This is a genomic window from Aquimarina agarilytica ZC1 (assembly GCF_000255455.1).
GTDB lineage: Bacteria > Bacteroidota > Bacteroidia > Flavobacteriales > Flavobacteriaceae > Aquimarina > Aquimarina agarilytica.
The window spans coordinates 140022-164301 of record NZ_JH621248.1 but is presented as its reverse complement, the minus strand read 5'-3'; the positions used below and the strand labels follow the sequence as shown (position 1 = coordinate 164301).

The following is a 24280-nucleotide window of genomic DNA, read 5'->3' as shown; positions in this document are numbered from 1 at the left end:
ATTATACTATAAATAGATGCTTGAAATTGAACGCAAATTCCTTGTAAAATCTGAGGATTTTAAAAATAAAGCAACAAAACAAACAAAAATTGTTCAAGCTTATTTAAATAGTCACCCCGAACGTAGTGTGCGAATTCGTATCAAAGGAGATAAAGGATTTTTGACTATTAAGGGGAAGGGAAATACTAGTGGAACTTCCCGTTTTGAATGGGAAAAACAAATTACTGCTGCCGAAGCCGAGGCTTTATTGCCTTTGTGCGAAAAAGGGAGTATTCATAAAACACGCTATGAAGTTCCTGTTGGAGATCATATTTTTGAAGTAGATGAGTTTTATGATGCCAATCAAGGTCTGCTTGTTGCAGAAGTAGAGTTGTCCTATGAAAATGAAGTTTATGAAAAGCCCAATTGGTTAGGAGAGGAAGTAACTGGAGATGTTAAATATTACAATTCGAAGTTAATAACACAACCTTTTTGTGAGTGGTAACCTAATGACTAATGGTTAATTTGGAAAATTGTCATAACATTTTAAATAATATTAAACGATATATTGATTTAACTTCCAACGAAGAGAAAGAGTTTGCTGCTATTGTAAAAACGACTACAGTCAAGAAAAAAGCGATGATACTTAAACCTAATAGCATTTGTTTGTATCAAACCTATGTGTTGGAAGGCACTTTTCGTTCTTATTTTATGACAGCAGGGCGTGGAACATACCATTTCTTTTGCTATTCATGTTTCTATTGTGCAACCAGGACCTTTTAGGACTAATTTTGCAAGTGCTTCACTTCCCGAGGCTAAATGCGTTATTGAGGATTATAAAAATACTGCGGGAGTATTTAGAGAAAAACTAAAAAGTGTTCATGGGAAACAAGAAGGAGATTCTATTAAAGCAGCTCAAGCTATTATTAATTTGACATACAAAAGTGAACCAAGTTTACGACTTCCTTTAGGGAAAATTCCTTTAGTAACAATAAGAATGAAATTAGAGAGTGTTCAAAAAGACTTAGAAACGAATAAAGAGATTGCTGAAAGTGTTATTTTTTAACTGGTGTAATCGTATTAACGTTTTAAAATTAAGTGTAATTCAATTCTTCTTACAAAAAATGCGTGCCCTCAAAATAGATTCTTTTGAGGGTTTTCTTGTTGGAATTTTAAATTACAAAAGCCATAAATACGGTAAAAGTAATTGTTCTGGAAATTGTTTAGAAAACGGGTTTTGTAAGAATGAAAAAGTATTTAATAGATTGAAATACAAGGTATAACGAACAGCTGTGTTATTTAACATATTGCTGCTTAAAAACTCACTAATTTTATAAAGCTCAATAAATTAATAACTAATCAACACAATATAACCTCAAATCAAAAACTCAATTTCGTATTCCTAGTATTTAAATTTTTTTATCGATTACTGCCTAATTAGCAGTGATGAGTTTTTGTGCATTTAATTAAAAACGAATAAGTAAGGCCACGAAGCTTAAGGGGCTTTATTTAAAATTGAATAACAACTAATCTTAAAACTTTAAATTATGAAAAAAATTAATTTTTTTGCCATTGCCTTTTTAATGGCAGTACTTATTGCTCCTGCATGGTCGCAAATACCATTCAGTCGAGGTCGAATTGCCATTAGTTCAGATGGAAATATGCACGATAATGATGATTGGGGTGCAACAGCAGCAAGTTTAGCATTATTAGCCAAAGCGGGTTTGCAAAATAGTCTGGTGTTATATACATACTCGGATCATATTTGGGGTAGTGAGAATAATGATCGAGCCGAAATGAGAGAAAGTGCCGTGGGGGGTGGAAACCGCTGGGGATTTTCAAATACTAGATTTATTGAGGCCGTAGCAAATGTGGAGAATGCTTATAATGCTATGCGAGATGCGATTAATGCTTCGAGTGCAAGTAACCCTTTATTTATAATTTGTGCAGGTCCCATGCAGGTAGTCGGCACAGGAATGTCAAGAGCGAATGCCAATAAAAGGCAGCATGTAACTTTAATTTCACATTCTTTATGGAATAATAGGCATTCCGATACTCCTTCGGGTGGAGAATCACATAGTGGTTGGACTTGGGATGAAATGAAAAATTCTTTTTCCAACGCTCGATTTATTAAAATAAAAGATCAGAATAGTCCAAATAGTCAGAACGGATTTAATACGGAAAGAGCTGGTCCAAATGGGGCCAGAGATTGGAACAGTTGGAATTGGATGCGCGATAGTGGTGATGCAAATGTGAGATGGATATATTCAAGAATGCGAAAATTAGGAAGGCCAGATATTTCAGATTGTGGAATGATATGGTACCTTATTAGAAATGATGAGAATGGGAATATTCAAAAAATGAGAAACTTTATCGGGAATGGTATTTCCAATGGAGGAAACCCACCGCCACCGCCACCAACTGGAGGAGGTAATTCTGGAGCTCCAATAGGTAAAACTATATGGTTAAAAGCAAATAATGGAGCTGCAGGTTATGTGGTAGCCGAAAGAGGTATTTCGGGAGCGCCGCTAAGAGCCAATAGAAATGCTATTGGACAATGGGAAAAATTTAAAGTAGAAAACGCTGGAAATGGGAAAGTACATTTTAAAGCCCTAGCAAATAATAAATACGTACAAGCAAGAATAAGTGATGGGGGTAAAATGTTAGCGAATACGAATAATAAATTAGGTTGGGAAACCTTTACTTGGGAATCCAGAGGTAATGGAAAGGTAGCTTTAAAAGCCTTTAATAATAAATACGTACAGGCGCGGCTAAATTTAGCAACCAATGAGTTGGCAGCTATTGCAGATAATGTCCAAGGTTGGGAAACTTTTAATTGGGGAGAGACTTCGGGAAATAAAATTTTAGAAACAGCTAACGAAGCTGTTGAGATTTCTATTTTTCCAAATCCAGTAAATTTACCTAGTAAAGTGACTATTAAAAATACTACCGAAGGTGATGTTGCAATTATTCACGATGCTTCTGGTGCGGTAATAGCATCCCAAACAATTGATAGTAATAACCAAATTGATGTTAATGATTTGTCGATTGGTATTTATTTTGTAAAAGTTAATACCAAATCGATGAAGTTAATTGTCGATTAATTTTTTAGATAGTACCCATAATTTTGTATAAACAAACAACAATTATACGTGGTTTATCATTTATATATTGAATCACTTTTTTTGCAGCAAAAGACTACGATTTATTATTGTAGTCTTTTGTTTTTTAAAATTACCTTATTTAATATTCTTCTTTTGAAAAGTGTAGTTTATTTAGATTTGTTTTAAGAAGTTTTAAAAGCTTTAAACGAATTAATTCTCTATATAGGTATCATCTTGTTTAGAAAGAAAAAACCTACTAATTATAATTATAAACAATTAAAAGTCAATTTATTACTTATTAAATCGTCTAAAAGTACTCTAAAAGGAACAGCGTCAATCAAGTGTATAAAAACGATGCTTTTTTTAGTGGTGTCAAAATTTAAACCTACTATTTCTTATAATTTTGGTTGAGCATTAGTAAAATCAATGTTTTTAAGATTATTTTTAATTTTATAACATTATTTTTGCTGTTTTTGTAATTTTTGTGTTAAAATTTATTGGTATTATTTGTTTTATATTTGATTGGCTTTTAAAAATTGTGTTAGCTCAAACACGCAAATTTTTAAAAGTAAACAACTAATTAAAAAACTAATACTCATGAAAACAAAATTCTTATTAGTACTGTCATTTATGGCAGTACTATCATTTTCTATTCATGCGCAAGATTGGAATGGAATACCCGTTCCCGCTAATGCAGGAAATGGAAAAGTATGGCAATTACAACCCGATGTTTCGGATAGTTTTAATTATACAAGTACGGCAGGTAATAGGCCAGCGGCTTTTACCAATAAGTGGATGGATACCTATCACAATGCTTGGACGGGTCCTGGATTAACACAATGGAATAAGCCTCAAGCATGGCATAATGGTTCGCAATTGGCTATACAAGCACAGCGCGCACCGGATAATAAAGTGTATTGCGGGATCATTTCTTCAAAAAAAACAATTCAATATCCAGTGTATTTTGAGTGTAAAGCTAAAATCATGGATCAGGTATTAGCTAATGCATTTTGGCTTTTAAGCCCCGATGATACTCAGGAAATTGATGCTATGGAAGGTTATGGCAGCAGTAGACCCGATCAAACTTGGTTTGCAGAGCGAATGCACCTAAGTCACCATGTGTTTATAAGACCTCCTAACTTTCAGGATTATCAACCTACCGATCCAGGATCCTGGCATTATGCAGGAGGCCGAGTATGGAGAGGTGATTACCATAGGTATGGATGTTATTGGAAAGATCCATGGAATTTAGAGTATTATATTGATGGGGTAAAAGTAAGGACTGTTTCGGGTAGAGATATTATTGATCCTAATAATTTTACTAATGGTACTGGCTTAAATAAAGCAATGCGAATAATAATTGATGCGGAAAACCAAACAGATTGGAGGCCTGGACCTACGGATGCGGAATTGGCCGATGATTCGAAAAATATATTTTGGGTGGACTGGGTGCGTGTTTACAAGCCTGTAAATGGTGGAGGAGGAAATAATCCACCGCCACCTCCTACTGGGGGAGGTAATTCTGGTGCTCCTATAGGTAAAACTATATGGTTAAAGGCAAATAATGGTGCTGCGGGATATGTGGTGGCCGAAAGAGGCGTTTCGGGAGCTCCATTGAGAGCTAATAGAAATGCCATTGGGCAATGGGAAAAATTTAAAGTTGAAAACGCAGGAAATGGTAAAGTCCACTTTAAAGCCTTGGCAAACAATAAATATGTACAAGCTAGGATAAGTGATGGAGGTAAAATGTTGGCGAATACGAATAATAAATTAGGTTGGGAAACCTTTACTTGGGAATCAAGAGGAAATGGAAAGGTGGCTTTAAAAGCTTTTAATAATAAATACGTACAGGCGCGACTAAATTTAGGAACTAATGAGTTAGCAGCTATTGCAGATAATGTTCAAGGTTGGGAAACTTTTAATTGGGGCGAAACATCTGGAAATAAAATTTTAGAAGCAGCTAGTGAAACTCTAGCGTACACGTTATTTCCTAATCCAACTAATTCTTCTGATAAAGTTAGTATTGGAAACGTGAATCAAGGGGATAGTGTTACTATATATAATACAACTGGAGTGGCGTTATCAACACAGACTATTGATGCGAATAATCAAATTGAAATTAATAATTTATCACAGGGGATTTATTTTGTAAAAATTAATAATCGATCTGTAAAACTTGTGGTTGATTAAGTTTAATGTATAAATGCTTTAAAGAGAGGGGCTATCCGGAAAAGGGTAGCCTCTTTGTTTTTTAAAATTAGTATATTAGTCAACTATTTGCCTTTTTGCGAAATAAAAATAAGGAGTATTGAGTTATATTGTTTTTAATTGAGAATGATGTTTAATGAAATACTTAATTCTGAATTATGAATTGGAAAGTCTATTACCTATTGAATTTTTAAATAGGTGTAACGAAGTTTTAATACCTAGTTTGGTTTAATGTTTTAATTCATATAAGGAAATCTCATTGTGTAAACGCCCCAAAATTTACGATCACATGAAAAGAATAATTGTAAGTCTCATTTTTATTTTTAGTATTCTATTCACTAATTGCTCAAGTTGTAAGCATAATGGATGTTTTAGTACAAAAAAAGTGAAGTTAAAAAAAGGGAAAAAGAAATCCCCTGGAGCTTTAGTTGGTGTAAAAGGAACATCGGATAAAAAATCGCAAAAAGCGCAAGAAAAAGAACGAAGAAAAGCCATTAAAGAACGTAGAGAAACTGCTCAGAGGGTACAAGATTCAATTGATGAACTTTCAATCGATGAACCTATTTTGGAAGAGGAAAAATAAATCAACCTATTTACACGAAATCTTTGTCTGCAAATCGTATAATTAAGCTTAGCGTTTACCATTCCATTCGCTGTAAAATTGGATTAGAAATTCTTCCATAAATTGATGACGTTGTTCGGCTAATTGCTTTCCCGTTTGGGTATTCATTTTATTTTTAAGTAGTAACAGTTTTTCGTAAAAATGATTAATTGTTGGTGCAGTTGATTTTTTATATTCTTCCTTAGTCATATGCAAATTAGGGGGAATTGAAGGATCGTATATTGCTCTGTTTTTAAATCCACCGTAATTAAATGTCCTAGCAATGCCAATAGCGCCTATGGCATCAAGGCGATCGGCATCTTGGACCACTTGTAATTCTTTGGAGGTAAATTCGGTTTCAAAATTCCCGCCTTTAAAGGATACGTTTTCAATAATTGCAACTATGTGCTTAATGATAATAGTTGGGACTTGTTGATTTTCTAAAAATTTTTTTGCTTTAAGTGGGCCAATAGTTTCATCGCCATTGTGAAATTTTGAATCGGCAATGTCATGGAGTAAAGCGCCTAGTTGGACAATTAATAGATCAACATTTTCAGTTTTTGCAATTAAACAAGCGTTATTATAAACACGTTCTATATGAAACCAATCATGCCCACCTTCAGCGAAAGCGAGCTCCTTTTTTACAAAAGTTATTGTTTTTTCTATTAATTGCTCCATTAATTTAATCCATAATTCGGGTTAAATATAAAAAACCTCGGAGCTAGCTCACGAGGTTTTATGCTCTTTTTAATAATAAAAAGTTACTATTATTATTTTACTATGGCAGGGTTTACCCATGAAAATTTTGGACTTTCATCTGGCAATACCAAGCGATCGCTTATGCGTTCCATTCGGGCTGGTAATTTCATTACATAATCACGGGCGCGTTCTGCTTTGTCGTTCAATTCTGTTAGGCCTTCAATATCCCATTTTGTAATTAAACGTTTCATGATGTCCACGTAGTCATGCGCGGTGTATACACCTAATTTTTGAGCAGAAACTGAAAATTCATCAAATTTTGCTCCAATGGCTTGGCCCGTTTCGCGTAAAAAATGTGCTGGCATGATAATTTTACTTTTCATCATATCCGAAAAAGCAATCATCATTTCACTTGGATCAAGCTTAAAAATTTCATCAACAAAAGTACTGTATGCGTTAAAGTGGCGCATTTCATCACCAGCAATAATTTTACACATTTTTGATAAAGATTTATTTGAATATTTACGTGCTAATTTAGCTACTCGGTTATGTGAAATATTTGTAGCTAATTCTTGAAAACTGGTGTAAACAAAGTTTTTGTATGGATCACGATCAGTTCCAATATCAAAACCATCACTAATTAAATGTTGAGTAGTACGTTCTATCTCAATCATATTTACACGACCAGATAAATATAAATATTTATTTAATACATCACCATGGCGGTTTTCTTCACCAGTCCAGTAACGTACCCATTTTGACCATCCATTTCCACCACCTTCAGCGCAAAATTCACCCCCTTTAGCATGTTGATCAATTCCTTGAACATCCATTAGCCATGATTCATAAGTTGGTAAGGCTTCCTCGGTAATGGTATCTCCAACTAAAACTACCCAAAAGTCATAAGGTAAATCCTTGGCAAGTTCACGTAATTCTTTTACTTCGTCAAAAAAAGTTTCCTCGTTTTGAGAGTCGGGTAAAAAATCGGTTGGTTGCCATACTTTGTCTATTGGTACTAAAAAAGTATCTACAAAACTATCAATTTTGCGTTCTAACAAATTCATTACCTCTAATCTAACATTATCTAAAGCCATGCTTTTTATTTTATTGCCATTGTAATTTGGCGCTCTACTTTCTCTTTCAATTCATCAAAATCACATGAGGCAATTGCTATGGGCTCATGAACTTCTAATTTTATATTGTTGAAGCCCCCAACAGGGAAGTACCCATATCTCATTAATTTCCAACTATTATTTATTGTTATTGGTACCACATAGCCATCGGGCATATTTCGGGTTAATAACTTAAGTCCAGTTTCATTAAATTTTTTAGGCTTTCCATCCCGGCTTCTTGTTCCTTCAGGAAATATAACACCTGTTTGTTTTTGAGCTTGTAAACGCTTCCCGAAATTAATAATCACGGGTAGTGATTGTCTTTTGTTTTTACGATCAATTAGTACCGAACCACCATGGCGTAAATTATAAGAAATACTGGGTATTCCTTTACCTAATTCAATTTTTGAGATATATGACGGATCGTATTTCCGCATATACCATGCAATCATTGAAATGTCAAACATACTCTGGTGATTGGAAACAATTAATAAAGGTTTTCCTTCGGGAATATGTTGATTATTTACATAAGTAGTGGTGTTTCCCACTAAATTGATGCAACGCAACAAGAAAAAGTTAAGTATTTCTACACTTCTTCTATGTGCTTTTTTGCCCAATACCCGTCTACAAACTACTTGTATCCCATGAAATATAACTAATGAGATAAAAAACGCAGGGTAAAATAAGACAGATAAAATTGCTGCGAAAAATTTCTGAATCATGCGTATTTACAGCTTTATAAACTTTGTTTTGCAATTTCTTACAATATTTTGAGGTTAACAATTTTTAAGCTGTTTATTCCTAAATAAATTAAAAAAATATAGTAAGTGGTTGATTTTTATATGCAAAAAGCCGTTTTATACAAAACGGCCTAAATGTATTATTTGTTAATCAGCAATTAAAAATTGAGACAACTAAAATTTAGCAAAAGCTATTGTAAGCATCTGTTAAATTTTCAGCAATCATATCAGCTGATCTTCCTTCGATATGGTGACGTTCAAGCATATGAACTAGTTCACCATCTTTAAATAATGCAATACATGGTGATGATGGCGGAAATGGAGCCATATGAGCACGAGCTGCATTTACAGCTTCTTTGTCCACACCAGCAAAAACGGTAACAGCATTAGTCGGTCGCTTGTCATTTTCTAATGACATTTTAGCAGCAGGACGCGCATTTGCAGCGGCACAACCACAAACCGAGTTTACAACAACAAGTGTAGTTCCTTCTTTTTTTATTGAGGATTCAACGGCATCAGCAGTATGTAATTCTTCAAAACCAAAGTTAGTAAGATCTGCTCTCATTGGTTTTACTAATTCTTCTGGGTACATATTTTTATTTTTATATAACAAAGTTACAAATAATGTACCACATTTTATGCAATAGCATATTGTCAGTAGTGGTAAATAAATAGCTATAAATACTATCTTTGCGCTTTAAAAAATTTATGTATGTACAAATGGATTGGTGCAATGATAGGAGCTTACTTATTCAGGTTTCCTGGACTAGTGGCAGGTTTTTTTATTGGGTATGTAATTGAACAGTATAGTAAAAAGATAGTTGGTGATGTTTCTGGCGGGAATGGTCGTAATAGACCAAATTTTTCTGGTAGGCCAAGAGTGTCACCTAGTGATTTTGAGCTTAATTTATTGTCCTTGGCGTCAATTATTATTAAAGCTGATGGGGCGGTAAACCAGACAGAATTAAATTATGTACGCCAATATTTTGTTCAAGCCTATGGGAAGGAACGTGCCAACGCTACCTTTAAAACCTTTAATGAGGTAATTAAAAGTCGAGAGATTAACACAATTAAAATTGCCAGTTTTATTGCTCAAAATACGCGTTATGAATCGCGTCTTCAAATTTTGCATTTTTTGTTTGGAATAGCTGCTGCCGATGGACATGTGAGTACAAATGAAGTAAATCGAATCCGAGAAATAGCAGGCGCTTTTCGTATTAATCAACGTGATTTTGAAAGCATTAAGGCGATGTTTTTTAAAGAGGCCGATAATGCGTATAAAATTCTGGAAATAGATAAATCGGCTACAGATAGTGAAGTGAAAAAAGCCTATCGCACTATGGTAAAAAAGTACCACCCAGACAAATTACAGCACTTACCTCCACATTTAATAAAAGGAGCAGAAGAAAAGTTTCAATCGGTACAACAAGCCTATGAACAATTGCAAAAAGAGCGTGGTTTTAAGTAAAACAGCATATTTGTCTATTTTAGTCTAATTTTAGAAGATGAATGCTAATTGTACTGTTTTAGAATAATACTATTATTAATTTGGGTTTACCAAAAAATTAATGTTAGCTTTAAAGTTGTTGAATTAAATTTATGCTAAAACGCCCTTTTTCGTTACGAACACGACTGTTTATTGCCATGCTTTCCTTGGTAATGATAGCTTCTGTTGTTATTGCGGGGATTACCACTTTTAGGTATAAAAATGAAGCGGAACAATACCACAAAGAACGTTTGGAGCGTAAGGAAATGGCGATTAAGCAAAACATTAATTATGTTTTAAAGCGTACTACTTATCCCGTAACTACTAAAAATATTCCATTAATTTTTAAAGAGAATGGTCGTATATACGAGTTGTCTGCGGTACACCGTATGCCTTTAATTATTTATGATTTAAAAGGAGAATTGCTTATAAAATCAAACGAATCCTTTATAAAGGATTCGGTAAAGCAAGGGATTCCTAATATTGTAATCTCTAAAATGAATGCCTCGCCTAAAAAACGCTTTTTGGTGAGTTATGAGCGCGAGGGAGAACGTTTTCAATCCTCGTATAGTTATATAACAGATAATAAGTTTAAGCCCCTTGCTATTTTAAATTTGCCTTATTTGCAAAATGATGATTTGGTTAAAAAAGATATTCTGGCGTTTTTGCGAAGTTTGGTTGAGGTGTATTTATTTATGTTATTAATATGTATTGGTTTGGCTTATTTGCTATCCAATTATATTACACGTTCTATCACAGCCATTTCCGAAAAAATAAATAAAACACGTATAGGGAAGCAAAACAAAAAAATTGAAGCCTCTTATATTAGTGAGGAGGTTTCGGTATTGGTCGAGGCTTATAATAGTATGATTGACCAGTTGGAGGAAAGTGCGGTAAAATTAGCGGTAAGTGAGCGTGAAAATGCGTGGCGCGAAATGGCAAAACAAGTCGCTCACGAAATTAAAAATCCATTAACTCCTATGCGTTTAACGGTGCAAAATTTTCATAGAAAGTTTGACCCATCAGACCCTCAAATTAAAAATAAGCTTACAGAATATAGTGATACGTTAATTCAGCAAATTGATACGATGAGTGCTATTGCTTCGGCATTTTCAAATTTTGCAAAAATGCCAGAACGGAAGGATGAAATTTTAAATGTAAATGAAGTTGTAGCTTCAGCCTTAGATATATTTACAGAAGATGGTATTGTTTTTAACGCTGCTGCAGAAGAAATACTAATTAATTTTGATCGAACTCAGCTGATTCGTGTGATCACTAATTTGGTAAAGAACGCACTTCAGGCAGTTCCCGAGGATCGATCCTCGGCTATTGAAGTCACTATTTCGCGCCACGCAAATGATGCGTATATTTATGTTAAGGATAATGGAGTAGGCATTGATTTAGAAAATAAACAACAGGTTTTTGAGCCTAATTTTACTACAAAATCGAGTGGAATGGGCTTGGGCTTAGCTATGGTAAAAAGTATTATCGAAACCTATAAAGGGACTATTAGCTATACTTCAGTTAAAAATAAAGGAACCGAATTTGTGGTTCGTATTCCTTTGCAATAAAATTTTACTTATGGATTACGAACATATCATTTATGAACAAAACAATCAAATAGTAACAATAACGATCAATAGGCCTTCAAAATTGAATGCATTAAATGCGGCTACCATTACAGAGCTACATGAGGCATTTAAAATGGCTAACATGGACTTGGAAGTGCGTGTAATTATAGTTACGGGAAGTGGTGATAAAGCTTTTGTTGCTGGAGCAGATATCAAAGAATTTGTACGTTTTAATCAAATTGAAGGAACGCAATTATCCACACGTGGACATCAATTACTTTTTGATTATGTGGAAAATTTAGAAACACCTGTAATAGCAGCAGTTAACGGTTTTGCATTAGGAGGTGGTTTGGAATTGGCTATGGCTGCGCATATAAGAATTGCAAGTGATAATGCACGTTTTGGTTTGCCCGAAGTATCTTTAGGAGTCATTCCTGGTTATGGTGGAACACAACGTTTACCACAATTGGTGGGTAAAGGTAGGGCATTGGAGATGATTTTAACAGGAGGTATGATTAATGCCACAAAAGCATTAGACTACGGACTAGTAAATCATGTGTTTACGCCAGATGAATTATTGAATAAAGCAACGGATTTAGCCTTAAAGATAAGTGCCAATGCACCATCGGCCATTAGTGCGGCTATTGCCACGGTAAATGCTGGTTTTGATGTGAATCAAAATGGATTTGAAGTGGAAAAGCAAGCTTTTGGAAGCTGTTTTGGTACAGCCGATTTTAAGGAAGGAACCAATGCTTTTTTAAATAAAAGAAAGGCGGAGTTTTAATTTAAGATTAAAGCAATCCTTTTGCTTTTATTTCTAAATATTTATTAATGCTATTAATGGTTAGTTTTTGTGGAGAAGTCAGTATACTTTGAATCCCATATTTATTAAGCTCAGCAACTATAAGTCGTTTGTCATGACTAAATTTTTCGGCAATAGTTTTGTCAAAAATATCCTGTACCGAATGTGCTTCGTTGGTTCGTAGTGATTCTAGCTCGGTGTTTTCAAAAAACACAACAACAAGTAAATGACTTTTATTTATAGCGCGTAAATAATTCATTTGCCTATGTAGGGCGTCTAGGCTTTCGAAATTGGTATATAAAAGTAACAAACTACGATGTGTAATTTGTCGTTTAATAGTAGCGTATAAATTTCCAAAATCAGATTCTTTAAAATCGGTATTTACATTGTATAGGGATTCCAGAATCAAGTTCATTTGCGAATTTCGGCGTTCAGCTTTTACAAAGTTTTCAGGTTTTCTTGAAAAAGAAAATATTCCAGCTTTGTCATGTCGACGAATCACTACATTACTAATCACTAATGATGAGTTGATGGCGTAGTCAAGTAAACTTAAATTTTCGAAAGGCATTTTCATCACCCTACCTTTATCAATTATGGCATATACACGTTGTGATTTTTCATCCTGGTATTGGTTAACCATAAGATGATTGCGTTTTGCAGTGGCTTTCCAATTAATGTCTTTTATGTTGTCTCCTTGAACGTAGTCTTTAATTTGTTCGAATTCAAAAGAATTACCGATTTTTCGTAATTTTTTAATTCCAAACTCCAGGCTTGTTTGGTTTAAGGAGATTAAATCGTACTTTTTTAACTGTAAAAAGCTAGGATAGTTTTTTACCATTTGATCCGCGTCAAATGAAAACTTTCGTGTAGCAAAACCAAGGCTGGTTTTGGTGTAAATCAGTAATTTTCCAAAATGATATTCACCTCTTTCAACGGGCCTAATATGGTAATTTAATTCCTTTTTTTCGGTAGGTTGAAGTTTAGTGTGCAGTTTAAAATCCCTATTTTGAAATTGAAATGGCAATTCGTCAATAATACTACAATGAGCAATGAAACCGTATTGATTTTTTAATTCAATTTGAATGTGATTTTGATCTCCGTTCGAAAATTTTTCAGGCAGCAGTCTAGCTGCTTGAATTCCTTTTTTTGCTAAATACAGTAATAGTATGTCAACAATTAAAACAGAAAAAAGTAACCCAGCAAGTATTTTGGCTACAGGGAAAATTATAGGATAAATAAACCCAAAAACAAAACTAACAACCACTCCAATAAGGGCATAAAAAAACCGATTGTTTAAAAACAAGGTTAAAAAAAATTGAATTAAAGTGGTGTTTTTAAAAGAATAGTCTTGTTGTTGTGGCATAAATTTTATTTTGGAATTTCAACACTTTGTAGAATATCATTAATAATTTGTACCGTAGTTATGCCTTCCATTTCACGTTCGGGCGTTACAATAATACGATGTTGTAGTACGGGTATAGCAATTTGTTTAATGTCCTCCGGTGTCACAAAATCACGACCATTAATAGCGGCATAAGCTTTACTTGCTTTTAAAATGGCAATAGAGGCTCTAGGTGAGGCTCCTAAATACAAAAATGCATTATTACGAGTGTTGGCAATTATAGCAGCTATATATTGAATTAAGTGAGGTTCGACAATAATTTGATTAATGACGCTTTGGAATTCAATAATTTTTTCCTGACTTAAACTAGTAGTAATTTTATCCAGTTTAGGCATGGTTAATTCATGCTCGCGAGTTAAAATTTCTATTTCCTCTTCAAGGTTTGGATAGTCAATAGTTATTTTAAATAGGAATCGATCTAGTTGAGCTTCGGGTAAACGATAAGTTCCTTCTTGCTCTATAGGGTTTTGTGTCGCTATAATCATATATGGAGCAGCCAGCTTATAGCGGTTTCCATCCATGGTTACTTGACGTTCTTCCATCACCTCAAACAAAGCAGCTTGTGTTTTAGCAGGGGCCCTATTGATTTCATCGGTAAGTATAATATTGGAAAAAATAGGCCCTTTTTTAAATTCAAATTCCGAGGTTTTTAAATTAAAAATTGAAGTTCCTAAAACATCAGAAGGCATTAAATCTGGAGTAAATTGAACTCGACTAAAACCTACGTCCAATGATTTGGCTAATAATTTGGCTGTAATGGTTTTAGCAACTCCAGGAGCTCCTTCGAGTAATACGTGCCCTTCGGCAAATAAGGCTGTTAATAATAGATCGGCAACTTTTTTTTGACCAACAATTACTTTGGATAATTCGGCTTTTACTTGTTGTACGCTGGCTTGTAAATCCTGTAAATTTAGTCTGTTGTTGAATTGAATGTCGTTTTCCATAAAATTTATGATTTTTTATAAAAGCCTTCTATCTCTTTGTTAAGTTTTATTAATGGTTCTTTGCTGCTAAAAGTATGAGCTTTCATACTAATAAGCATACTTATTAATCGCTCCACATCTTCAATGGGTTGATTTGATTTTTGAGCTAATTTTTTTACAAAGTTACTATCTAAATTGTTAGTAGGTAAGTGATATTTAGTTCGTATAGTTTCTAAAAAAAAGCGAATTGTTTTTTGAATGATTCCATTGTAATCTTCGGCCTCATAATGTAATGTGCTTACTGTATGTACAAATTCAGTGGTGGTGTTTTTTAAGGGTTCAATAATTGGAATGGCGCGTTGTCTTCGTTTTGCGTTAAATAGTAAAAAAAGCGCTAAGCCTAAAAGCAATAAATACCAACTCCATTTAAGCGGAGGTTTTGATAAAATAAAGCGAAGCGGCCCTTTGGCAAGTTCGGGATCAATTTTTTGATTTTTATCAAAAAGCAATTGCATGTTTTTGGGTAAATAAGATACAACGGTGCTTATGTAAGCACTGTTTTTAGAAGCTAGCATTTGGTAATTTGTAAATACTTCGGGGGTGGTATGCAGGTAAAAAATTCCTTTTTTATAAGGGATACCCGCAAAATTGATTCTGTGTTCGCATTTATTAGTATTAAAAAAGCCAAGTGATTTTATATGTAGCGTATCCTTAATATACCTATTTCTTACGTTTAATTTTTGGAGGTAGACTAAGCTATCATTTTTATGTTCTAGATACAGTGTTCTGTCTTTTTGGGTAAATGAGGCTTCTTCAAAATCAATTTTAATACCCAAGCTATCTTGTATAAACTTAGGTAATTGATTAGTGGCAATAAAAGCTTGACTGCCATTGGCTACTTCTAATAATAAAGATTCGAAAGATACCTTGTCTATAGGATAGGCATCTGAAATATTCATATATAAATATTTCGACAATTTATTTTGAGTACTATTGCTAGTATCAATTTGTTCGGTATACTCATAAAAAGTAGTATAAAGCTGTTTAGGTTTTGTACTAAACCACTTAGGAATTTGATCAAAAAACACTTTTGTGTCAAAGGGCTTCGTTTCGGTTTCAATAAATGTGGGTGTCCAATCAACTACATGGGAGCGGTTTAAAAATAATAAAACCGATATAATTAATACGATTACACCAATTAAAACGCCTTTTTTACTCATAGCCTAGTTGTTTTAAAAGTTGTAAAAATACTTTTGATGCTGTTTGGTATTCAAGCTCATCAATTTCAAATTCGCCGTACCATATATAAGTGTAGTAGTAAGCGGCTTTTGCAAAGTTTTTGTAATGCGTTGTACCTTCTAGATCAAGTTGGTAATCGTGAGTAGTTTTTTGTGGGTCATACTCCGTTACATTGGCTTGTTGTAGGTTTTTTAAAAGTTGTAAATAATAATATTTAATAGCCAATCTATAATCTTGAGAAGCAACAGCATTAGCAATCAGTTTTTTGAAATTGGCTTCCTGTATACTTTCTTGCGATTCGTAGTTTTCAATAGCATCCGATTGATCGGCTTTTTTACCAAAAAGCCAACGGAATTCTTTGTTTTTAGCTAATCTATAAATAAGGTAAGCAACACCAATCAAAATTAAAAAGTAAATTATTAATTTGATGGTTCTATACAATTCAAGAGCATTTCGATCCCCATAGTTAAACCATTCCATAAGTTTTTCTATGAACCATCGTTTTACTCTGTCAAGGATTGAAATTTTTTCTTCGTAATTAAAGTCAATATCGTTTTTATAAGCCTCTTTAAAATCGTCGGGAAGCTTTCTTATTTCTTTAGGGACGTCGGGAATACTATTCTTACCTGATTGAGAAAAACCAGATGAGATGCTAAAGAACACATTAAAAAATGTGAGTACTAAAATGTAAAGGTATTTTTTAAGCATAAGTACCATTAATTACTTTTTTGTGTACTTTAAATGGGTAAATTAAATAATAAAAAGAGATTAAACTTAAAGTGCCTAGAATGATAAGTAAGGCTAAAAAATTTGGCATTACATTGGAATATCGAGTTACAAATCCTTCCAAAAAACCTGCGGCAATGGTAAAAGGGAATGTACTAATTACAATTTTAATACTATCGCGCATTCCTTTTTTAAAGGAAGTAAATCGAGATAATGTTTTTGGAAATAAAATACTTGCACCAAGTATAAATCCAGCAGCACCTTCAATAACAATAGCAAAAATTTCCATGGCGCCATGAATCCAAATTCCTTTAGCACTTTTCCATAATACGCCTTGTTGTTCAAAAAAATATTGAAAAGAACCTAACATAATACCATTTTGGAGGAGTATATACCCAGTACCTATGCCTCCGGTAATACCATAAACAAAGCTAGTAAGTCCCACCTTTAAATTGTTAAATGTAATACCAATAAAACTACCCCAATTACTGCCACTTTTATAAATGGCTACGGGATCGCCTTTTTCAATATTTTGAAGCGTTTGATTTACATAGGCATCTCCTAAAATTAAGCGTACAAAGGAATCTTCATTGGCAGCAGAAACTACTCCAATGAGTACCGATAATATAAAGAAAGCAAAAGCATAAAATAAATACCTTCTGTTTTGATAGACTAGTAGAGGAACTTCAATTTTAAAAAAATGAAGCAGCATGTTTTTTTCAATTCGGCGTGACTGATAAATTTTTTGAAACACACGCACTGCCAAATCATTTAAATATACGACAAGCTTGCTTTTTTTGTAGTAAGTTTGCGAATAAGCAAGGTCATTAATTAAATGTAAATACAACCGTGACAGTTCATCAGGGTCTTCAATTTGTTTTTGTGCAATTGCTTTTTCGAATTGCAACCATTTTTCTTTATTTTGCTTAATAAAGGCTACTTCTCTCATACCTAACAAATAACATGATATAATGGCAGAAATACAAATTACGACCACACAAAATGTAACTATAAATTTTAAAGCTGCCGAAGCTGGAGAGCGTATCCTTGCTTATTTTATTGATTTACTTATAAAATCTTCTTATGTAGGAGTAGTGATATATATTCTTTCTAACTATGCGCAAAACCGAGGGAGTAATTTTTTTGATAGTTTTGCTAGCGATATGTGGAGCATTGTTGCTTTAATCATTATCTTTTTTTCGCCGATTATCTTTTATACTTTGGTGCAGGAGGCATTGCTAAATGGACAAACTTTAGGAAAAAAAATAGCTAAGGTGCAAGTGGTGAAAATTGATGGCTATAGAGCAGGTTTTTTAGATTACTTTATCCGTTGGATTATGCGTATTATAGATATTAATATTTTTTCGGGTGTTGTGGCGTTAGTTGTTATTGGAAGTTCAAAAAAACATCAGCGGTTGGGGGGTATGGCTTCGGGAACTTCGGTGATTACATTAAAAAATAAAGTGACTATAGATCATACTATTTTGCAAGAAGTAGAGGCTAATTACGAGCCTGTTTATACAACCGTGCTTAAGTTGTCTGATAATGATGTGCGCATAATAAAAGAAAATTTAATTAGGGCCTTAAAAACAGAAGATCACAAAACCTTACTTATTATAAAGGAAAAAATTATAAAAGTGATCGGTCAAGCCCCTGCAAAAGATGTAACTGCCGAAAATTTTATTAAACGTGTAATTAAGGATTACAATCATTACAGTGGAATGCTATAAGTTTTGGGGTTGTTAGTGTTATTGTTGAGCAACACCGATATCATCTAGTTCGTTTTCAGGATTTTTGGGGTTTGCTCCATAGTTGTTTGTGCCTTGATAACCTTCGGTTACCATTAAAACAAACAGCCAAATCCAACCAATAATTGGTAAAAATAACAATAACAAATACCAACCGCTTTTATTTACATCATGTAACCTCCTTACAGATACGGCTAAATAGGGTATAAACATTAGGATGCCAAAAATTGTAGAAAAGAAGCCCAAACTATTAAAAAGCAAATCAAACAGGTTATCAACAACGCCTAGAATTGCAGAAATGATATAATAAAAAAGATAAAACATCCAAAATTCTTTTCGGCGAGATCGACTGTTAAAGTCCAAATAGTTATTTAAGGCTAGTAAAAACCATTCCATAGTAATTTCTTTATAAAAACAAAGTTGAAGCAATTTATGCTTCAACTTTAAATAGTGCTTAATTTTTAGTAGTTAATCGTATCAGATTAGTTATCGCTTCCGATTTCATCTAATTCATCATTTGGGTTTTTTGGATCTGGCCCATATTCATTTGGACCAACATCGCCATTTTTTACAGCTAGATAAAGATTGTAAAAAGGGATTAACATAAACCAACCACTTACGCCAACATCATGTGCTCGTCTTACAGCTACAGCAATAGTTGGAACCAGTACTGCTAATGAATAAATACTTGATAAGACAACAAAAGAAGGGTCTATAGCGGTAGCAATTCCGAGAATTAGGTATGAAATTATGGTGTTAATTAAGATAAACATCCAATATTCCTTTCTTCTGGCTCTACCGTTAAAATCTGCATACTGTTTTAAAACTTTTAAGTACCAATTCATAGTATGTTTAATTTGTTAGTTAATCAATAGCCATAAAAATAGAATTATTTTTCAAATTCCTACAATTATTTGTTCTTTAAAAATGTATTTATATGATTTGCTACTACTAATTTCGTACAAATAGGTTGATTTATTTTTTAAGAAATTAAAAGCAGACTCCATTTTTTCTTATTTTTGACCTACTGATTAGTATACAATGAGCGAAACGAGACACGACTGGACGAAAGAGGAAATTCTTGCAATTTATAACAAACCATTAATGGAGTTGCTTTACATAGCAGCAACAGCACACCGTAAATACCATGATCCAAATACGGTTCAAGTATCTACACTGCTATCCATAAAAACAGGAGGTTGTCCCGAAGACTGTGGGTATTGTCCGCAAGCAGCACGTTACCATACGGATGTAGCCGGGAATGATTTAATGTCGGTACAGCAAGTGAAAGCACAAGCTTTGCGTGCAAAAGCCGGTGGAAGTTCACGTGTATGCATGGGAGCAGCTTGGCGTAATGTAAAAGATGGACCCGAGTTTGACAATGTATTGGAAATGGTGCGTACCATTAATAAACTAGATATGGAGGTATGTTGTACGTTAGGTATGATTACCGAAAATCAAGCAGCACGTTTGGCCGAAGCTGGGCTATACGCTTACAACCATAACTTAGATACGTCTGAGGATTATTATAAAGAAGTAATTTCGACCAGAGGTTTTGAAGATCGCTTGGCAACCATTGATAATGTACGTAAAACAAATGTAACCGTTTGTAGTGGTGGTATTATTGGAATGGGTGAAAAAGAAGAAGATCGAGCAGGAATGCTTGTGGCTTTAGCCACCTTGGATCCTCAGCCAGAATCGGTGCCTATTAATGCCTTAGTTGCTGTTGAGGGGACGCCTATGGAAAATGAAAAGCCTGTTCCTATTTGGGATATGATTCGTATNTTTTGTTAGCCACTACGCGTATAGTAATGCCACAAACGCAGGTGCGCCTTTCGGCAGGAAGGACACAAATGAGTAGAGAAGGTCAAGCTATGTGCTTTTTTGCTGGTGCGAATTCTATTTTTGCTGGTGATAAGTTATTGACTACACCAAATCCTGATGTGGCCGAGGACATGAAAATGTTTGAATTATTAGGTTTAACGCCTCAAAAACCATTTGTTAAAAAATCCCAGCCAGAAACTGTTGAGGCTGAAAATTCGGTATTAACTAGCTTAGGAGAAAAGCCGAAATGGACAAGACCTGGACACCAGATAGATCGAAATTTAGAAGCTCAAAATAAGTAACTAATTTGTTTTTAGTATTTTAGAGTAGTGATGGCTCGTAAAAAAATACATTTGGATACCATACCTAGAATACGTGAGATATCTAGGGAAATTTTTTATGAAACTTATGTTGTTCCTCAAAAACCAGTAATCGTTGAGCGTTTTACGACTGATTGGAATGCCTATAATTTATGGACGTTAGATTATATTAAAGCAGTGGCAGGTGAAAAAATGGTGCCTCTTTACGATAATCGAATTCCTATAAATAATTCAAGTAATAAATTTAATGAACCGCACTTATATAAAACACTAGCGGAATATATTGATGATCTAAAAAAGGGGCCAACTCCTTATCGCATTTTTTTATATAATCTATTAAAAAAAGTACCAGCACTTCAGCAGGATTTTAATTATCCATGTAATACGAGGTTACGTTTTTTAAAAAAATTACCTATGCTATTTTTTGGAGGAGAAAACTCCAAGGTTTTTATGCATTATGATATTGATTATGCTAATATTTTACATTTTCATTTTGATGGTGAAAAAGAGTGCATTTTATTTCCACCTTCGGAAACAAAATATTTATATAAATTACCCAATGCATTAATTGCATACCATGAGATAGATTTTGAAAACCCTGATTTTGAAAAATTTCCTGCATTGTTAAAAGCTAAAGGAATGGTCGCAAATATCAAGCATGGAGATATGCTTTACATGCCCGAGGGATATTGGCATCAAATGACATATAAAACACCGGGTTTTTCTATGAGTTTACGTGCATTACCGATTTCAAAATATAATTTATCCAAGGCTGTTTATAATGTATTTATTATGCGACATTTTGATAATTTAATGCGTCGTATTGGACGTAAAACTTGGGTGGATTATAAAAATAAAAAAGCAGTGGCGCGCACAAATAAAAAATGGGCTTGATTAGTTACTGTGTTTAATCTGCATAATGCGGGTTTAATATAAACTTGTCGGATCCCAAAATTTGTTTTTAAAATCAATTATTTTATCATCTTCAACAAGGATTCCTTCGCTTTCCAGTAGTTGTTGCATTAAATTTGTTCCAGGAAAATGATGTTTTCCTGTTAATAGTCCTTGTCTGTTAACGACTCTATGTGCCGGGACATCTAAACGGGAATGAGCGGCATTCATAGCCCAACCTACCATACGAGAACTTTTAGGAGCTCCTAAATAGTTAGCAATAGCTCCGTAGCTAGTTACACGACCATAAGGGACAAGTAAAACAACGTCGTAAACGCGTTCAAAAAAGTTTAGTGTACTAGGTTTGTATTTCATAATAACAGTAAAGTATTGTTATTCTGCTAAAACACGTATAAAAGTAACTAGCATTAGGATTGCCATAAGGCTTGCCATAAAGTAGTTAGATTTTTGAGCAAAACGATCTTCTTTAATTTGAATTTTCAGGAATGAAATCGCATAAATGTAAAGCATAACAAAAGTTCCCGAAGCGGCAGCTAAAATAAAACTCCAAATGGTCGATAAATCATATTCAACAGTACCTTTTAAATTTAATGCGGCTCCTACCATACAAAAATAGGGAATGGGTAAAATATTAAAAGCAGAAATCATGGCTCCTTTAAAAAAGCTACGTAATACTCCGTGCTTGGAAAGTTTTACTTTTTTTTGCCTTGATCTATGTTTGGCTTTTATAAAAAAATAAATCCCTAAAAGTAAAAATACGACTACTCCACCACGTAAAATCATATTGTACATCCAGCGGTCGTCAAAAATATAACGGGCCAATTGTATGGCTATTAATGCCTGTAAAAGGACTACTACCGATGCGCCAAAAGCAACTAATATACCACTGCGCTTACCACGTTCCAAACATGTTTTTGCCACAGTCATATTTACTAATCCAGGAGGGATAACACCTACCAAAGCAGCAAAAAAAGTGATGACAAATAATTTGGTCGTAATCAATGTTATTTTATTTTAAATCGGGTATAAGTTATTGCTTTATTTGTTTCAAGATACTGATTTTCATAAAAAGTTTGAATGGAGAGTACCTCAGGAGGCGCTCCTTCGTTTTTATAAATGTCATGATTCGCATAAAGTACTTCATGCCCGGCACCATGCAATAACCCAAGTGTATAGCCATGCATAAACTCACTATCGGTTTTTAAATGCATGATACCATCATCGGCTAAGATCTTTTTATAGTTAGCTAAAAAAGAGGCGTTAGTCATTCTGTGTTTGGTGCGCTTGTATTTAATTTGGGGATCTGGGAAAGTAATCCATATTTCGGCAACTTCTCCCTCGTTAAAAATGTAGTTAATCAATTCAATTTGTGTACGAATAAAATATACATTTTCTAACTTTTCTTCGATAGCAGTTTTAGCTCCTCTCCAAAAACGGGCCCCTTTAATGTCAATGCCAATAAAATTTTTATTCGGATTTAATTGGGCTAATCCAATGGTGTATTCACCTTTACCACAACCTAATTCTAAAACAATTGGATTGTTATTTTTAAAACGTTTATTCCAGTTTCCTTTTAAATCAAAGCTATTTTCAATAACCTCATCACGAGTTGGTTGAATTACATTTTCAAAAGTTTTATTCTCGTTAAAACGTTTTAATTTATTTTTACTTCCCACAAACACCTGTTTTATCCTCTTTCAAGGTTTACTATCAAATTTTATGCAAAATTAAGGAATAATACTAAGTTAAATTTAAAATAGTTTAGCTCACTTTTTTAAGGGGTTATTTCTGTAGCCGTAGCCCTTTCTAGGGTAAATGAAAATTCACTACCTATACCATATACGCTATCCACATAAATATGCTCATCGTGGGCTTCTACAATGTGTTTTACAATGGATAGTCCCAGTCCAGAGCCGCCTTCGTCTCTAGACCTACTTTTGTCTACTCTATAAAAACGTTCGAAAAGTCGAGGGATAAATTCTTTTTTTATACCCTCTCCATTGTCCGTCACACGTATAATAATTTTAGAGCCGATTAAATCTTCGATACTTACTTCTGTGGTTCCATCTTCATGTCCATATTTAATGGAATTTACAACTAGGTTGGTAAGGACTTGTCGAATACGTTCTCTTTCAGCTTTTACGATAATTGGATCTGGGTAATTTTGATCTAAAATGAGTGCTATGTTTTTTTTGCCTGCTTTAATTTCTAATAATTCAAATACATTTTTAATGAGTTGTACAATATCAAAATCTTCATATTTAATACTCATACTACCCACTTCTAATTTGGTGATTAAATCCAAATCTTCAATAATATAATTTAAGCGATCCACACCTTTGCTCGCTCTTTTTAGGTATTTTTTACAAAGTTCGGGTTTGCTCATTGCGCCATCTAATAAGGTTAAAATATAACCTTGAATAGTAAACAGCGGTGTTTTTAATTCGTGTGACACATTGCCTAAAAATTCTTTACGATAAGCATCTCTACCTTTTAGGGTTTCAATTTCTGTTTTACGTTTGGTGGCATAATTACGTACCTGATCCATGAGTAATTCCATGTCGGTGGTCACTAAAGTAGATTTTGATTCTTCAATCATATCGAGTTCCTCGTAAATACGATTTACCCGATTGTAAATGTATTTTTGAGTTCTAAACTGTACTAGTAAATAGATAGCTATAAACGAAAGGAGTTCAAAAGTAAGGACTAAATACCAATTTAAAAGTTGGAAAGACCATAATAAACCGGTTAATACCAAAGTAAGCACTAAGCTAGTGTATAGCGCTGTTCTAAATGAAAACACATTAGGTGTTTTGAAAGTAGTAATCATTAAATCTAATTTGAGCTGTTTTATACCAAATTGAATTTATAATATAATAAAACA

General features: G+C 33.7%; 25 protein-coding genes and 1 pseudogene. 11 read left to right on the top strand and 15 right to left on the bottom strand.

Features of this window, described 5'->3' with window-relative positions; genetic code table 11:
- The first annotated feature begins 16 nt into the window (after nucleotides 1–16).
- The 5 genes from KQA_RS0202695 (at nucleotide 17) to KQA_RS0202670 (ending at nucleotide 5874) form a co-directional block, all read left to right on the top strand.
- Nucleotides 17–484: a CYTH domain-containing protein gene (locus KQA_RS0202695; protein WP_010177821.1), complete on the top strand. Its 468-nt coding sequence runs from the start codon at nucleotides 17–19 to the stop codon at nucleotides 482–484.
- A gap of 219 nt (nucleotides 485–703) precedes the next feature.
- Nucleotides 704–1045, top strand: coding sequence for a Rossmann-fold NAD(P)-binding domain-containing protein (locus KQA_RS0202690; protein ID WP_010177819.1), 342 nt, complete (start codon nucleotides 704–706; stop codon nucleotides 1043–1045).
- A gap of 481 nt (nucleotides 1046–1526) precedes the next feature.
- The gene (locus KQA_RS0202680; protein WP_010177816.1) at nucleotides 1527–3083 is read left to right on the top strand and encodes a T9SS type A sorting domain-containing protein; all 1557 of its coding nucleotides are present in this window, start codon (nucleotides 1527–1529) and stop codon (nucleotides 3081–3083) included.
- 597 nt (nucleotides 3084–3680) lie between these two features.
- Nucleotides 3681–5273 carry a T9SS type A sorting domain-containing protein gene (locus KQA_RS19795; protein WP_010177814.1) on the top strand — a complete coding sequence of 531 codons (1593 nt, stop codon included), beginning with the start codon at nucleotides 3681–3683 and terminating at the stop codon, nucleotides 5271–5273.
- A 307-nt stretch (nucleotides 5274–5580) separates the two neighbouring features.
- Nucleotides 5581–5874, top strand: coding sequence for a hypothetical protein (locus KQA_RS0202670; protein ID WP_029209423.1), 294 nt, complete (start codon nucleotides 5581–5583; stop codon nucleotides 5872–5874).
- Between the two features lie 48 nt (nucleotides 5875–5922).
- Here the strand turns inward: KQA_RS0202670 and KQA_RS0202665 are convergent, their stop codons facing one another.
- The 4 genes from KQA_RS0202665 to KQA_RS0202650 form a co-directional block, all read right to left on the bottom strand.
- On the bottom strand, nucleotides 5923–6570 hold the full coding sequence (locus KQA_RS0202665; RefSeq protein WP_010177810.1) for an HD domain-containing protein: 648 nt from the start codon (nucleotides 6568–6570) through the stop codon (nucleotides 5923–5925).
- A gap of 92 nt (nucleotides 6571–6662) precedes the next feature.
- Nucleotides 6663–7685, bottom strand: a complete 1023-nt coding sequence (locus KQA_RS0202660) for an acyl-ACP desaturase (protein WP_010177808.1) — start codon at nucleotides 7683–7685, stop codon at nucleotides 6663–6665.
- 5 nt (nucleotides 7686–7690) lie between these two features.
- Complete coding sequence (locus tag KQA_RS0202655) at nucleotides 7691–8425, bottom strand: lysophospholipid acyltransferase family protein (protein WP_029209422.1); 735 nt, start codon at nucleotides 8423–8425, stop codon at nucleotides 7691–7693.
- Nucleotides 8426–8624: 199 nt separating this feature from the next.
- Nucleotides 8625–9035, bottom strand: coding sequence for a BrxA/BrxB family bacilliredoxin (locus KQA_RS0202650; RefSeq protein WP_010177804.1), 411 nt, complete (start codon nucleotides 9033–9035; stop codon nucleotides 8625–8627).
- A gap of 120 nt (nucleotides 9036–9155) precedes the next feature.
- Between KQA_RS0202650 and KQA_RS0202645 the strand changes: the two genes are divergently transcribed.
- The 3 genes from KQA_RS0202645 (at nucleotide 9156) to KQA_RS0202635 (ending at nucleotide 12284) form a co-directional block, all read left to right on the top strand.
- The gene (locus KQA_RS0202645) at nucleotides 9156–9911 is read left to right on the top strand and encodes a TerB family tellurite resistance protein (protein ID WP_010177802.1); all 756 of its coding nucleotides are present in this window, start codon (nucleotides 9156–9158) and stop codon (nucleotides 9909–9911) included.
- A 131-nt stretch (nucleotides 9912–10042) separates the two neighbouring features.
- Complete coding sequence (locus KQA_RS0202640; RefSeq protein WP_010177800.1) at nucleotides 10043–11500, top strand: sensor histidine kinase; 1458 nt, start codon at nucleotides 10043–10045, stop codon at nucleotides 11498–11500.
- A gap of 10 nt (nucleotides 11501–11510) precedes the next feature.
- Nucleotides 11511–12284, top strand: coding sequence for an enoyl-CoA hydratase/isomerase family protein (locus KQA_RS0202635; protein WP_010177798.1), 774 nt, complete (start codon nucleotides 11511–11513; stop codon nucleotides 12282–12284).
- A 7-nt stretch (nucleotides 12285–12291) separates the two neighbouring features.
- Here KQA_RS0202635 and KQA_RS0202630 read toward each other — a convergent pair whose 3' ends face one another.
- The 5 genes from KQA_RS0202630 to KQA_RS0202610 are packed head-to-tail and all read right to left on the bottom strand — an operon-like array spanning nucleotide 12292 to nucleotide 17541.
- Complete coding sequence (locus tag KQA_RS0202630; RefSeq protein WP_010177796.1) at nucleotides 12292–13665, bottom strand: DUF58 domain-containing protein; 1374 nt, start codon at nucleotides 13663–13665, stop codon at nucleotides 12292–12294.
- 5 nt (nucleotides 13666–13670) lie between these two features.
- Complete coding sequence (locus tag KQA_RS0202625; protein WP_010177793.1) at nucleotides 13671–14648, bottom strand: AAA family ATPase; 978 nt, start codon at nucleotides 14646–14648, stop codon at nucleotides 13671–13673.
- Nucleotides 14649–14653: 5 nt separating this feature from the next.
- A complete protein-coding gene (locus KQA_RS0202620) occupies nucleotides 14654–15847 on the bottom strand; it encodes a hypothetical protein (protein WP_010177791.1) in 1194 nt (397 codons plus the stop codon).
- Nucleotides 15840–16574 (bottom strand): hypothetical protein, encoded by a 735-nt coding sequence (locus KQA_RS0202615; RefSeq protein ID WP_157366568.1) that lies wholly within the window; start codon nucleotides 16572–16574, stop codon nucleotides 15840–15842. Before KQA_RS0202615 ends, KQA_RS0202620 begins: the two co-directional genes overlap by 8 nt.
- Nucleotides 16567–17541 (bottom strand): stage II sporulation protein M, encoded by a 975-nt coding sequence (locus KQA_RS0202610; RefSeq protein WP_010177788.1) that lies wholly within the window; start codon nucleotides 17539–17541, stop codon nucleotides 16567–16569. The genes KQA_RS0202615 and KQA_RS0202610 overlap by 8 nt, the downstream gene beginning before the upstream one ends.
- Before the next feature lie 22 nt (nucleotides 17542–17563).
- Here KQA_RS0202610 and KQA_RS0202605 point away from each other — a divergent pair, with 22 nt between their 5' ends.
- Nucleotides 17564–18322: an RDD family protein gene (locus KQA_RS0202605; RefSeq protein ID WP_010177786.1), complete on the top strand. Its 759-nt coding sequence runs from the start codon at nucleotides 17564–17566 to the stop codon at nucleotides 18320–18322.
- Between the two features lie 18 nt (nucleotides 18323–18340).
- Here KQA_RS0202605 and KQA_RS0202600 read toward each other — a convergent pair whose 3' ends face one another.
- Nucleotides 18341–18736: a DUF805 domain-containing protein gene (locus KQA_RS0202600; RefSeq protein WP_010177783.1), complete on the bottom strand. Its 396-nt coding sequence runs from the start codon at nucleotides 18734–18736 to the stop codon at nucleotides 18341–18343.
- An 86-nt stretch (nucleotides 18737–18822) separates the two neighbouring features.
- Nucleotides 18823–19185, bottom strand: a complete 363-nt coding sequence (locus KQA_RS0202595) for a DUF805 domain-containing protein (protein WP_010177781.1) — start codon at nucleotides 19183–19185, stop codon at nucleotides 18823–18825.
- 196 nt (nucleotides 19186–19381) lie between these two features.
- Here KQA_RS0202595 and bioB point away from each other — a divergent pair.
- Together bioB and KQA_RS0202580 are read left to right on the top strand one after the other, a co-directional pair.
- Nucleotides 19382–20466 (top strand): annotated as a pseudogene (bioB, locus tag KQA_RS18390) (biotin synthase BioB).
- 30 nt (nucleotides 20467–20496) lie between these two features.
- Nucleotides 20497–21378, top strand: a complete 882-nt coding sequence (locus KQA_RS0202580; RefSeq protein WP_010177780.1) for a cupin-like domain-containing protein — start codon at nucleotides 20497–20499, stop codon at nucleotides 21376–21378.
- A 33-nt stretch (nucleotides 21379–21411) separates the two neighbouring features.
- Here the strand turns inward: KQA_RS0202580 and KQA_RS0202575 are convergent, their stop codons facing one another.
- The 4 genes from KQA_RS0202575 to KQA_RS0202560 all read right to left on the bottom strand — a co-directional run bounded on the left by KQA_RS0202575 (nucleotide 21412) and on the right by KQA_RS0202560 (nucleotide 24226).
- Complete coding sequence (locus KQA_RS0202575) at nucleotides 21412–21750, bottom strand: MGMT family protein (RefSeq protein ID WP_010177778.1); 339 nt, start codon at nucleotides 21748–21750, stop codon at nucleotides 21412–21414.
- 18 nt (nucleotides 21751–21768) lie between these two features.
- Nucleotides 21769–22398 (bottom strand): LysE family translocator, encoded by a 630-nt coding sequence (locus KQA_RS0202570; RefSeq protein ID WP_010177776.1) that lies wholly within the window; start codon nucleotides 22396–22398, stop codon nucleotides 21769–21771.
- Nucleotides 22399–22400: 2 nt separating this feature from the next.
- Nucleotides 22401–23072: a tRNA (guanosine(46)-N7)-methyltransferase TrmB gene (gene trmB / locus KQA_RS0202565; RefSeq protein ID WP_010177774.1), complete on the bottom strand. Its 672-nt coding sequence runs from the start codon at nucleotides 23070–23072 to the stop codon at nucleotides 22401–22403.
- A gap of 98 nt (nucleotides 23073–23170) precedes the next feature.
- Nucleotides 23171–24226 carry a sensor histidine kinase gene (locus KQA_RS0202560; RefSeq protein WP_010177773.1) on the bottom strand — a complete coding sequence of 352 codons (1056 nt, stop codon included), beginning with the start codon at nucleotides 24224–24226 and terminating at the stop codon, nucleotides 23171–23173.
- Between the last annotated feature and the right edge of the window lie 54 nt (nucleotides 24227–24280).

What these genes read in the sequence shown, in the direction of transcription:
- KQA_RS0202620 (WP_010177791.1), bottom strand. Translation starts at nt 15,847, where the DNA reads ATGAGTAAAAAAGGCGTTTTAATTGGTGTAATCGTATTAATTATATCG.
- KQA_RS19795 (WP_010177814.1), top strand. Translation starts at nt 3,681, where the DNA reads ATGAAAACAAAATTCTTATTAGTACTGTCATTTATGGCAGTACTATCA.
- KQA_RS0202635 (WP_010177798.1), top strand. Translation starts at nt 11,511, where the DNA reads ATGGATTACGAACATATCATTTATGAACAAAACAATCAAATAGTAACA.
- KQA_RS0202580 (WP_010177780.1), top strand. Translation starts at nt 20,497, where the DNA reads ATGGCTCGTAAAAAAATACATTTGGATACCATACCTAGAATACGTGAG.
- KQA_RS0202610 (WP_010177788.1), bottom strand. Translation starts at nt 17,541, where the DNA reads ATGAGAGAAGTAGCCTTTATTAAGCAAAATAAAGAAAAATGGTTGCAA.
- KQA_RS0202560 (WP_010177773.1), bottom strand. Translation starts at nt 24,226, where the DNA reads ATGATTACTACTTTCAAAACACCTAATGTGTTTTCATTTAGAACAGCG.
- KQA_RS0202670 (WP_029209423.1), top strand. Translation starts at nt 5,581, where the DNA reads ATGAAAAGAATAATTGTAAGTCTCATTTTTATTTTTAGTATTCTATTC.
- KQA_RS0202575 (WP_010177778.1), bottom strand. Translation starts at nt 21,750, where the DNA reads ATGAAATACAAACCTAGTACACTAAACTTTTTTGAACGCGTTTACGAC.
- KQA_RS0202695 (WP_010177821.1), top strand. Translation starts at nt 17, where the DNA reads ATGCTTGAAATTGAACGCAAATTCCTTGTAAAATCTGAGGATTTTAAA.
- KQA_RS0202665 (WP_010177810.1), bottom strand. Translation starts at nt 6,570, where the DNA reads ATGGAGCAATTAATAGAAAAAACAATAACTTTTGTAAAAAAGGAGCTC.
- KQA_RS0202640 (WP_010177800.1), top strand. Translation starts at nt 10,043, where the DNA reads ATGCTAAAACGCCCTTTTTCGTTACGAACACGACTGTTTATTGCCATG.
- KQA_RS0202615 (WP_157366568.1), bottom strand. Translation starts at nt 16,574, where the DNA reads ATGCTTAAAAAATACCTTTACATTTTAGTACTCACATTTTTTAATGTG.
- KQA_RS0202625 (WP_010177793.1), bottom strand. Translation starts at nt 14,648, where the DNA reads ATGGAAAACGACATTCAATTCAACAACAGACTAAATTTACAGGATTTA.
- KQA_RS0202650 (WP_010177804.1), bottom strand. Translation starts at nt 9,035, where the DNA reads ATGTACCCAGAAGAATTAGTAAAACCAATGAGAGCAGATCTTACTAAC.
- KQA_RS0202660 (WP_010177808.1), bottom strand. Translation starts at nt 7,685, where the DNA reads ATGGCTTTAGATAATGTTAGATTAGAGGTAATGAATTTGTTAGAACGC.
- KQA_RS0202680 (WP_010177816.1), top strand. Translation starts at nt 1,527, where the DNA reads ATGAAAAAAATTAATTTTTTTGCCATTGCCTTTTTAATGGCAGTACTT.
- KQA_RS0202645 (WP_010177802.1), top strand. Translation starts at nt 9,156, where the DNA reads ATGTACAAATGGATTGGTGCAATGATAGGAGCTTACTTATTCAGGTTT.
- KQA_RS0202600 (WP_010177783.1), bottom strand. Translation starts at nt 18,736, where the DNA reads ATGGAATGGTTTTTACTAGCCTTAAATAACTATTTGGACTTTAACAGT.
- KQA_RS0202595 (WP_010177781.1), bottom strand. Translation starts at nt 19,185, where the DNA reads ATGAATTGGTACTTAAAAGTTTTAAAACAGTATGCAGATTTTAACGGT.
- KQA_RS0202655 (WP_029209422.1), bottom strand. Translation starts at nt 8,425, where the DNA reads ATGATTCAGAAATTTTTCGCAGCAATTTTATCTGTCTTATTTTACCCT.
- KQA_RS0202630 (WP_010177796.1), bottom strand. Translation starts at nt 13,665, where the DNA reads ATGCCACAACAACAAGACTATTCTTTTAAAAACACCACTTTAATTCAA.
- KQA_RS0202605 (WP_010177786.1), top strand. Translation starts at nt 17,564, where the DNA reads ATGGCAGAAATACAAATTACGACCACACAAAATGTAACTATAAATTTT.